This is a genomic window from Methylobacterium sp. J-070, assembly GCF_022829385.1.
Lineage (GTDB): Bacteria > Pseudomonadota > Alphaproteobacteria > Rhizobiales > Beijerinckiaceae > Methylobacterium.
Genome location: NZ_JAKSXX010000151.1, coordinates 93,297 through 103,799, shown reverse-complemented (window position 1 = coordinate 103,799; position 10,503 = coordinate 93,297). Strand labels below are relative to the sequence as shown.

Sequence of the window (10,503 nt, the reverse complement as noted above, 5' to 3'; positions counted from 1 at the left end):
GCCGGGCTCGATCATCATCGGGCCGCGATCCTCGAGGTTCCACATGGCGTAGGCCACCGCCTCGCCCTTGTCGTTCGAGATCAGCACGCCGTTGCGGCGGCCGGCGATCTCGCCCTTGAAGGGCTCGTAGGCCTTGAACAGGCGGTTCATGATCGCGGTGCCGCGGGTGTCGGTGAGCAGCTCGCCCTGGTAGCCGATCAGGCCGCGGGTCGGGGCGTGGAACACGAGGCGCAGGCGGTCGCCGCCCGAGGGCCGCATCTCCAGCATCTCGGCCTTGCGCTCGGACATCTTCTGGACGACGACGCCCGAGTGCTCCTCGTCGACGTCGATCACCACCTCCTCGATCGGCTCGAGCAGGTTCCCCTCCTCGTCCTTCTCGAAGACGACGCGCGGCCGGGAGACCGCGATCTCGAAGCCCTCGCGGCGCATGGTCTCGATCAGGATCGCGAGCTGCAGCTCGCCCCGGCCGGACACGTAGAACGAGTCCTTGTCGGCCGCCTCCTCGATCTTGAGCGTGACGTTACCCTCGCCCTCCTTGAACAGGCGGTCGCGGATCATCCGGCTCGTGACCTTGTCGCCCTCGGTGCCGGCGAGCGGCGAATCGTTGACGATGAACGACATGGTCACGGTGGGCGGATCGATCGGCTGGGCCTGGATCGGGGTGTCCACCTGCGGGTCGCAGAACGTGTCGGCCACCGTGCCCTTCATCAGGCCGGCGATCGAGACGATGTCGCCCGCCTCGCCGATGTCGATCGGCGCCCGCTCCAGGCCGCGGAAGGCGAGGATCTTCGAGACGCGCCCGGTCTCCACGACCTTGCCGTCGCGCGACAGGACCTTGATCTGCTGGTTCGGCTTCACGGTGCCGGAGGCGATGCGCCCGGTGATGATCCGGCCCAGGAACGGGTTGGCCTCCAGCAGGGTGCCGAGCATCCGAAACGGACCCTCCTCCACCCGGGCCGGGGGCACGTGCTTGAGCACGAGTTCGAACAGCGGCTCCAGCCCCACGGACGGGTCGGCGTCCGGGCTGTCGGCCATCCAGCCGTTGCGGCCCGACCCGTACAGGATCGGGAAGTCGAGCTGGTCGTCGGTGGCATCGAGCGCGGCGAACAGGTCGAACACCTCGTTCACGACCTCGGTGATGCGGGCATCCGGCCGGTCGACCTTGTTGATCGCTACGATCGGACGCAGGCCGATCTTGAGCGCCTTGCCGACCACGAACTTGGTTTGCGGCATCGGCCCCTCGGCGGCATCGACCAGCACGATCACGCCGTCGACCATCGACAGGATGCGCTCGACCTCGCCGCCGAAATCGGCGTGGCCGGGGGTGTCGACGATGTTGATGCGCGTGTCCTTCCAGACCACCGAAGTGGCCTTGGCCAGGATCGTGATGCCACGCTCCTTCTCGAGGTCGTTCGAATCCATCGCCCGCTCCTCGACCCGCTGGTTCTCACGGAAGGTGCCGGATTGCGCCAGCAGCTTGTCGACGAGCGTCGTCTTGCCGTGGTCGACGTGGGCGATGATGGCGATGTTGCGCAGATTCATGGCGGCCCGAAACGGGTTGTGCCGGCTCCCTGGCGGCCGCGCGGCGCGGCCGTCCGCGCCGGTTCAGGTACGGAGTCGTGGTGGTTGCGTCGCAATATAAGGACGCGCGTCCGCCCGCAAGGCCACTGCACGCATGACGGATGCCTCGCGTCCGGATTGAAGTCTCACCGCGAGACCCTTCGGACGGTACTATACGGATCGGCGTCGTGCGCCCGCCGAGTGGCAAAGCGCACCCTAGCGGCAAAGCGCACGCTATATGATGGTGTGATGAAACCGCGGCCGCCTTCGGGAGGTTCTCGCGGCGACGGATGCAACGGACCTGTGCCCGGATCCGGTCTTGATCGTATGTTCGCGCGCGTACGCACCGATTCGGCATCATTCCCGCCAGGGCGCGCTTTCACCGGGAGGACATGATGCGCGCGCTTGAGCCGCGGCTCTTCCCGTATATCTGGCGCTACTCGAAGGGCGAGCAGCTCAAGATCTGCGCCGTCGTCCTGGCGTCGCTGCCCTTCTACTTCGCCTCGCTCGACCTGCCCAAGCGCATCGTCAACGACGCGATCACCGGCAAGGCCTTCACCCACGGCGAGGCGACGACGCCGTTCCTCGAACTCACCGTGCAATGGCCGACAATCCTCGGCGGCGGGACCAGCCGCCTGTTCGAGGGCTTCCAGCTGGACCGGCTCGAGCTGCTGTTCGGCCTCTCGACGCTGTTCCTGTCGCTCGTCCTGATCAACGGCGCCTTCAAGTTCTGGATCAACCTGCAGAAGGGCATCCTCGGCGAGCGCATGCTGCGCCGGCTGCGCTTCCAGCTGTTCTCCCTCATGCTGCGCTTCACGCCGGAGGCGCAGCGGGAGGTGAAGTCGTCCGAGACGGCGACGATCATCCGCGACGAAGTGGAGCCGATCGGCTCCTTCATCGGCGACGCGATCGTGGTGCCGGTGTTCCTGGGCACCCAGGCCGCCACCGCCCTGGCGTTCATCATGATGCAGAACCTGTGGCTCGGCCTGGCCGCCGGCGGCATGGTGGGCGTCCAGATGACCGTGATCCCCCGGCTTCGGCGCGAGATCATCCGCCTCAGCCGGCGCCGCCAGATCGCCTCGCGCAACCTCGCCGGCCGCGTCGCCGAGGTGCTCGACGGGTTGCCGGCGGTCCTGCTCAACGACACGGGCCGCTGGGAGCGGGCCGAGATCGGCGACCGGCTCTACAGCCTCTACGACCTGCGCCTGCGCATCTACCGGCGCAAGTTCGCGGTCAAATACCTCAACAACCTGCTCGCCCAGGTCACGCCGTTCCTGTTCTACGCGATCGGCGGCTACTTCGCCCTCAAGGGCGAGCTCGATATCGGCCAGCTCGTGGCCGTGCTCGCGGCCTACCGGGACCTGCCCCCGCCGCTGAAGGAGCTGATCGACTGGGATCAGCAGCGCCTCGACGTCGAGGTGAAGTACGAGACCGTGGCGGCGCATTTCGGCCCGCAGCGCCTGCGGCCGGCGGAGCCCGAGACGGACGCACCGCCGCCGCTCCTCGGCTCGCCGCTCCGGATCGAAGGCTTGACACTCCGCGATCCGCAGGGCGGCCCGCCGGTGGAGATCGGCGATGCCGAGGTGCCTCTACCGAACCGGATCGCCCTGGTGCCGTCCGGCACGGTGGCGCAGGAATTCGCCCGCGTCCTCGCGGGGCTGCAGACGGCATTGAGTGGCGTGATCCGGATCGGAGACCACGACCTCTCCACGCTGCCGCGCCCGGTCCATGCGCGCCGGATCGCCTACGCGGGCGTGGAGCCGGTCCTGTTCCCCGGGACGGTGCGCGACAACATCCTCTACGGGCTGAAGGTGCGCCCGTTGCGACAGGGCTGCCTCGACCTGAGCAAGATGCAGATCAACGAGGCGGTGAAGACCGGCAACCCGTGCGACAGCATCGACGATCCCTGGATCGACTATCAGCGGCTCGGCGTCCGGGATGCGGAGGAACTCGACGAGCGGCTCCTGGACCTGTTGATCCAGCTCGGTCTCGGCGACGACCTGTATCGGTTCGGCCTCAGCGCGCTCAGCTCGGTGGGTCACGACACGCCGGTGGGCCAGCGCATGATCGCCGCCCGGGAGTACCTGCGCGCGCATTTCGCCGAGAAGGGTCTCGCCGACCTGGTCATCCCGTTCTCCCGCGGCCGCTACAACGAGCAGGCGACCGTGGCGGAGAATCTGCTGTTCGGGGTGCCGCGCGACCCCTCTCTGACCGATCCGCAGCGTCTGGCCGGCACGGCCCTGTTCCGCGAGGCGCTCGAGAAGGTGCAGCTCCTGGAAGAGCTCGACCGCATGGGCGTGGCCATCGCCAGCAATCTCAAGGACATCTTCGCCGACGTGCCGCCCGGCCACCCGCTGTTCCGGCGTTTCTCCCTGATCACCCCGGACGCGCTGCCGGACTACCTGCAACGGCTCGCCCGCCTGCCCGCCGAGGGGCGCCTGAGCGAGGCGGACAGCGTGGCCTTCCTCGCCCTCGCGCTGGCCTACGTCGAGCCGCGGATGCGCTTCGGCCTGCTCAACCCGGGTCTCGCCGCGCGCATCGTCGGCGCGCGGGCCGTCGTGCAGGGGTTCATGCACGGCAAGGATGGATGCGACGTCGAGCCCTACGATCCCAACCGGATCAACCCGCGCAGCACAGTGCTCGACAACCTGCTGTTCGGGCGCATCGACACCGCGCGGATGCACGGCGAGGCGTTGATCCAGCGCGAGGCGCGCGCGGTGTTCCGCCAGTTCGACCTGGAACGGCCGATCCAGCGGCGCGGCCTGGAGAAGGAGGTCGGCAACCGCGGGCAGCTGCTGGCCGAGCGCGTCCGCGTGCGGATCGGCCTCGCCCGCGCCATCATGCGGGATCCCGAGATCCTGATCATCGACCGGGTGGACGAACACCTGGACCGCGGGGTCGACACGCTGCTCGACGTCGCGGACGCCACCCTGCCCCGGGCCAGCCTGGTAGCGAGCCTGTCGGCCGAGGCCGACCCGATGCGCTTCCCCGTGCGCCTTCCGGTCCAGAGCACCAACGCACGCCTGCGCACCGCGGCGGAGTGACATCGGGGGGACACCGGCCGGCGGTTTACAGGCATCCGTCTCCGGCCCAGGATGGTCCCATGCCCACCCTATCGGACGCGATCGAGATCCCGGCCCGGACGACCGGGAGCCTCGCCGGCCTGCCCCGCGTGGTGCCGCCGCACCGGGCGGCGCCGGAGCGCGAGCTGCCGATCCCGGCCTATCTGCGCTCGATCCGGGACAACAGCCTGGAGGGCTTCTCCCGCCGCGCCTTCGAGGAGCCGGTGACCCGCCGGGGCCTGCTCGGACGGTCGAGCTTCGTCCTGAACGACCCGGAGGCGATCCGGCGGGTTCTGGTGGAGAACCAGGCGAACTATGCCCGCACCACCGGGACCACGCGCATCCTGCGCCCGATCCTCGGCGACGGGCTGCTGATCAGCGAGGGTTCCGCGTGGCGTCACCAGCGCCGGACCCTGGCGCCGGCCTTCACCCCGCGGGCGATCGACGGGCTGGTGCCGCACATCGCCGCCGCCGTGGCGGAGGGCTTGGACCAGATCGCCGCCGAGGCCGCGGACGGGCCGGTCGACCTGTTCACGTCCTTCTACCGGCTGGCGCTGGAGATCGCCGGGCGCGCGATGTTCTCGGTGGGCATGGACGTGTACGGGACGGAGCTGCGCGGCTTCGTCGCCGAGTATGCCGAGCGGATGGGCCGGCCGCACCTGCTCGACATCGTGACGCCGCCGGGCTGGCCGGTGCCGCTCGACTGGTCGCGGGCGCGCTTCCGGCGCCGCTGGATCCCGTTCCTCGACCGGATCATCGCGGCCCGCGGGGATGCGGAGCGCGACATCGCCCGCTCGGGCGACCTGCTCGACCTACTGAAGGCCGCCCGCAATCCCGACACGGGCGCCCCATTCACGCCGGACGAGCTGCGCGACCAGGTCGCCACCCTGATCCTCGCCGGCCACGAGACCACGGCCGGCACCCTGTTCTGGGCCGCCTACCTCCTGGCGCTCGCCCCCGAGCTGCAGGAGCGCGTCGCCGCCGAGGCGCGGGGGGCGGACCTGACGGATCCGACCGGCTGCCAGAGCGACGGGCGCCTCCCCCTCACCCGCGCGGTGATCGACGAAACCCTGCGGCTGTACCCCGCGGCCTTCGTGGTCGTCCGCCGGGCCCTCGGTCCGGACAATGTCGCCGGCTACGCGGTGCGCAAGAACGACATCGTGATGGTCAGCCCCTGGGTGCTCCATCGGCACCGGCGCCTGTGGTCGGATCCCGAGGCCTTCGATCCCGGCCGGTTCCTGCCGGACGCGCCGCCTCCGCCCCGCTTCGCCTACATGCCCTTCGGGGCCGGCCCGCGGGTCTGCATCGGCGCGCAGTTCGCCCTGAGCGAGGCGGTGCTGTCGCTGGCCCGGCTGCTGGCGCGGTTCCGGCTGGTCCTGGACGGGCGCGAGCCGGTCCTGCCGCAGGCGGTGGTCACGACCCAGCCGGACCGGCACCCCCGGTTCAGGCTGATCCCGCGGGATCCGGTCGGCCCCCGATCCCGGTGATCGTCGCCGAGATCGCCCGCGGGTCGCGCATCGGCCAGCGGCCGCTCCCCACCTGCGCCAGGAAGTCGTCGAGGAGACGGTTGTAGGCCTCCGGCTCCTCGACCGAGAGGGCGTGGCCGGTATTGGGCAGGATCGCGAGGGCGGCCGAAGGGATCGTCCGCTTCATCATCAGGCTCAGGGCGAGGCAGGGCCAATCCTCGTCGCCGGCAACGATCAGCGTCGGCACGGTGAGCCGGCCCAGCGCGTCCGTCAGATCGTAGAGCGAGGGACGCTCCTTCTGCACGCCGGCCTGCGTGTTGGCCGAGCCGAGCGCCGAATGCTCCGCCAGCATCCGCCTGAACTCGGCATGACCGCGCGGGTCCTTGGTCTCGAACTGGACCCGGGTCGGCCCGACCGCGTAGCGCTCGGCGAAGGCGGCCATGCCGTCGCGGCGCAGAATCTCCGCGGTGGCGTCGGCCTCGGCACGGAACAGGGCCTGCCGTTCGGGCTCGGCGCCGTAGCCGCAGCCGCCGAGGCACAGCGACAGGGCGCGGCCGGAATGGCGCAGGCCGAAATGCAGGGTCGCGAACGCACCCATCGAGATGCCGGCGACATGGGCCTTCGGCGCCCCGATATGGTCGAGGATCGCCAGGATGTCGTCGGCCGCACGCGCCTGCGTGTAGGCCGACACCGCCTCCGGAACGTCGGAGGGCGGGTAGCCCTGGGCGTTGAACGCGATGGCGTGGTAGCGGCGCCCGAAGTGGCGCAACTGCGCCTCGTAGCTGCGGTGGTCGCCGGCAAATTCGTGCACGAAGATCAGCGGCGTTCCGCGCCCGCTCTCCTCGTAATGGAGGCGGACCCCGTCATCCGTCACGGCGCTCGGCATGGCGATCCCTTCACCTCTCCGATGCTGCCGGTGATCCCGGACGGCATCGGCCCCATCTCAGCCCACCGGCATCGCCGGGGCCGCTCGGCGGAGCCCGGGATCCGGAACCTTATCGCGCGCCCCGGACCGGCCCGGTCGGCGGCTCCGGCTCGCCTGCGGCGCGCCGGAGCGGCGGTGCGGCTCACCCGTGCCGACGTCAAGGAAGGGCCGGGCGTCGCGCGGCATCGGTCCCACGCAGGTCCGGAACGCCGCATTGCGCCGAGGGGCCGGCCACACGACGAAGCCGCGCCCGGCTGCCCGGACGCGGCTCGCGATGTGCAGGAGGGTCGCGCGGTCCCGGCCCGGCTCAAGCGGCCTTCTTGGAGGCCGCCTTCGCGCCGCCCTTGTTGGCGGCGACCTCGGCGAGCTTCGCCGCCAGCCTGGCGTCGAGCTTGCCCGCGGCGCCGAGCGGGAGCTCGATGTCGAGGCCGAGCGTCGAGACGCCCTCGCCGCGCTCCAGGGTGACCTTCACCTTGTCGGCTTCCACCGAGACGTGGTTGGCGATCACCGCCAGGATCTCGTCGCGCAGCTGCATCACGAGGTCCGGGCGGCCGGACTCGGCCCGCTCGTGGGCCAGGATCAGCTGCAGACGATCGCGCGCGACCGTGCCGGAATTGCGCTTCTGGAAGATGCCCAGGATGCTCATGCCGCCCTCCGCATGAACAGCTTGTCGAGGAAGGACTTGCGCTCGACCGGCAGGCTCATCGGCACCGCCTCGCCCTTCAGCCGGCGCGCCGCGTCGGCATAGGCCCGCGCCGGGGCGCAGAGCGGGTTGTTGAGGGTGACCGGGCAGCCGAGGTTCGAGGCGCGCAGCACCTCCTGGCTCTCGGGGATGATCGCCAGCAGCGGGATCGACAGGATGTCGAGCACGTCCTCGGTCTTGAGCATGTCGCCGCGGTCGGCCCGCATCGGGTCGTAGCGGGTGAGGATCAGGTGCTTCTCCATCTCCTCGCCCTTCTCCGCCTTGGCGGTCTTGGAATCGAGCAGGCCGATGATCCGGTCGGAGTCGCGCACCGAGGAGACCTCGGGGTTGGTCACCACCACCGCCACGTCGGCGTGGTGCATGGCGAGCTGGGCGCCGCGCTCGATGCCGGCGGGGGAGTCGCAGATGACCCAGTCGAACTTCTCGCGCAGCTCCTCCATGACCCGGGCGACGCCCGCATCGGTGAGCGCGTCCTTGTCGCGGGTCTGCGAGGCCGGCAGCAGGTGCAGGGTGTCGACCCGCTTGTCCTTGATCAGCGCCTGCGGCAGCTTGGCGTCGCCGTTGACCACGTTGATCAGGTCGTAGACGACCCGGCGCTCGGCACCCATGATGAGGTCGAGGTTGCGCAGGCCGACGTCGAAATCGACGACGCACACGCTCTGGCCGCCCTGGGCCAGGGCCGCTCCGAGGGCCGCGGTCGTCGTCGTCTTGCCGACGCCGCCCTTGCCCGATGTGACGACGAGAACCTTTGCCACGCGTCGATCTCCCTTGATCCAGAGCTTGCTAATCCAAGCTTGCCATTCGGATGTTGCCGCCATCGAGCCAGACCTGGGCGGCCTTGCCGCGCAGGGCCGTGCCCATGTCCTCCGCCGTCCGCACGAGGCGGTCGATCCCCAGCAACTCGGGCTCGAACTTGCGGCAGTAGATTCGTGCGCGCGGGTTGCGCGCCGCCCCGGCGATCGCGCGACCGCGCAGGGCGCCGTAGACGTGGATCGAGCCGCCCGCCAGGATCTCGGCCCCCGACGAGACGGAGCCCATCACGGTCACGTCGCCGGTCGGGTTGATGATGCTCTGGCCGGACCGGACCGAGCCCTCGACGGTGATCGAGGTGACCACCTGCGGCTCCGGCTCGGCCGGGACGCTGGGGATCTCGACCCGCTCGGACGGGTGCCCGTTGACGAGGAGCGGCGGAAGGCCGTCCCCGACCACATCGGCGCCCTCGATACCGAGAACCGCGATGCCGCGGGCCTTGAGCTCGCGCATCAGGGTTTCGAGGGCGTCCGGCTCGGGCTTGAGCTGGGCGCAGTCGAGGATGACGGCCCGGCCCTTCAGCAGGGCGGGCGAGCGCTTCAGCGCCGCGTCGAGCCCCGCGAGCCACTCCGGGAGCGGCGGCTCGGGGGAGAGGGCCAGGGCCTTGAAGGCCCGCCCGCGCAGGCTGAGCGGCCGGGGCGGGGACGGAGCCGCCGCGGGGGCGGTGTCCGGATCGATCGGCTCGGGGAGGGTCTCGCTCATGTCCGCCCGTTAAGAGTCCTTACCGGACCATTGACGGCGGGTATGGTTACCGAAGGGTTAAGTTTCTGATCCAGTCGGCAAATTCTGCCGGGATCCTGGTATCGGGGCGGCCCAGGACGGAAGGCGACTGTCGATCACCGGCCCGATCGCCGCCGCGTGGGGCCGGTCCGGCCTCGCGGCAAGCCCCTGACAAAGCTCGCTTGTCCGGATCCGTGTCCCGACCGGCGAAGGATGAGCGCCCCGTCGGAAACCGTTCCTCAGCTGCTGCCGCACGGCCACGAAAGTCACACCGTCGCCGCGACCATGGAGCGACCGGTCCCGGTATTCGCTAGGTAGATCCTCGGTATTCGACCGAACCCGGGATGAGGGCCGCGGCTCTGTACGCCCGATTGACGGCCGCAGCGGCGGCGCCGCTCGCCCGTCGCGGCGAGGCCGGCGTTCACCCCCGCTCGAACAGGCCCAGCTTGATCGCGTCCTCCAGCAGCCGCACCTCCACGGCCTGCCCGCGGAAGGCCGGATCGAGGTCGTCGGCCGCGCGGTAGAGGCCGTCGATCGCCACCAGCTCCGGCTCGAATCTGCGGCACCAGATCCGCGCCGCCGGATTGCCCGCGGCCCCGGCGATGGCCCGCCCGCGGAGCGCGCCGTAGACGTGGATCGAGCCGCCCGCGATCACCTCGGCGCCCGACGCCACGGCGCCCAGCACCGTCACGTCGCCTTCGAGATGGAGCACCGTCTGGCCCGACCGCACCGGCGCGTCGAGGATCAGCGACCGCACCGGATCCTTGGGTTGCGGCTCGGCGGCGGCGGCCTCGCCGGGCGTGGCGACCTCGCCGGCCGGGCGCCCCCCCGACAGGGCCGGCGGCAGACCGGCTCCCAGGATGGCCGGGGGCGCACCCTCCATGCCGAGGATCGCGATGTTGCGGGCGGCGAGGTCCGCGAGCAGCCCGTCGAGATCCTCCCGGGTCAGGCGCAGGCCCCCGAGGTCGAGGATCACCGGCCGGCCGGCGAAGAAGTTGGGCGCGCGCCGGTTCAGCGCATCAAGATCGCCGAGCCACTCAGCCACGGGCGGGACCGGCGCCAGGACGGTGGCCATGAAGGAGCGGCCGCGGAAGCGGATCGGCGGGCGCGCCGGCTCGGATGTCGGCTGGGTCACGGGCGTATTCGTCGTCGCGGACATGTCGTCCGCATCCATGCGGCCACGCCGCGCCGGGGGCAATCCCGCAACGCCCGGTGTGACGCCTTGCCGGCTCCGCAGGCCGGATTCTGTTGTAGAGA

At 70.7% G+C, this 10,503-nt stretch carries 8 protein-coding genes; 2 read left to right on the top strand and 6 right to left on the bottom strand.

Going from position 1 to position 10,503, the window contains the following annotated elements; translation table 11 throughout:
• Positions 1–1,542 (bottom strand): translational GTPase TypA (gene typA / locus MKL01_RS15785; RefSeq protein ID WP_243906157.1); only part of this gene is annotated, 1,542 nt, incomplete at its 3' end.
• 410 nt (positions 1,543–1,952) lie between these two features.
• On the opposite strand from typA, the gene MKL01_RS15780 reads away from it, so the two are divergent.
• On the top strand, positions 1,953–4,604 hold the full coding sequence (locus MKL01_RS15780; RefSeq protein ID WP_243906156.1) for an ABC transporter transmembrane domain-containing protein: 2,652 nt from the start codon (positions 1,953–1,955) through the stop codon (positions 4,602–4,604).
• Between the two features lie 59 nt (positions 4,605–4,663).
• Positions 4,664–6,109 (top strand): cytochrome P450, encoded by a 1,446-nt coding sequence (locus MKL01_RS15775; RefSeq protein WP_243906155.1) that lies wholly within the window; start codon positions 4,664–4,666, stop codon positions 6,107–6,109.
• Here the strand turns inward: MKL01_RS15775 and MKL01_RS15770 are convergent.
• From MKL01_RS15770 to minC (MKL01_RS15750), 5 genes are all read right to left on the bottom strand, one after another.
• Positions 6,066–6,974: an alpha/beta fold hydrolase gene (locus MKL01_RS15770; protein WP_243906154.1), complete on the bottom strand. Its 909-nt coding sequence runs from the start codon at positions 6,972–6,974 to the stop codon at positions 6,066–6,068. The two genes, MKL01_RS15775 and MKL01_RS15770, sit on opposite strands and share 44 nt — an antisense overlap.
• A gap of 346 nt (positions 6,975–7,320) precedes the next feature.
• The gene (minE, locus tag MKL01_RS15765; RefSeq protein ID WP_243906153.1) at positions 7,321–7,659 is read right to left on the bottom strand and encodes a cell division topological specificity factor MinE; all 339 of its coding nucleotides are present in this window, start codon (positions 7,657–7,659) and stop codon (positions 7,321–7,323) included.
• Positions 7,656–8,471: a septum site-determining protein MinD gene (gene minD / locus MKL01_RS15760; protein ID WP_243906152.1), complete on the bottom strand. Its 816-nt coding sequence runs from the start codon at positions 8,469–8,471 to the stop codon at positions 7,656–7,658. Before minD ends, minE begins: the two co-directional genes overlap by 4 nt.
• Positions 8,472–8,499: 28 nt before the next feature.
• Positions 8,500–9,228 (bottom strand): septum site-determining protein MinC, encoded by a 729-nt coding sequence (minC, locus tag MKL01_RS15755; RefSeq protein WP_243906151.1) that lies wholly within the window; start codon positions 9,226–9,228, stop codon positions 8,500–8,502.
• 439 nt (positions 9,229–9,667) lie between these two features.
• Positions 9,668–10,405 (bottom strand): septum site-determining protein MinC, encoded by a 738-nt coding sequence (gene minC / locus MKL01_RS15750; protein WP_243906150.1) that lies wholly within the window; start codon positions 10,403–10,405, stop codon positions 9,668–9,670.
• Between the last annotated feature and the right edge of the window lie 98 nt (positions 10,406–10,503).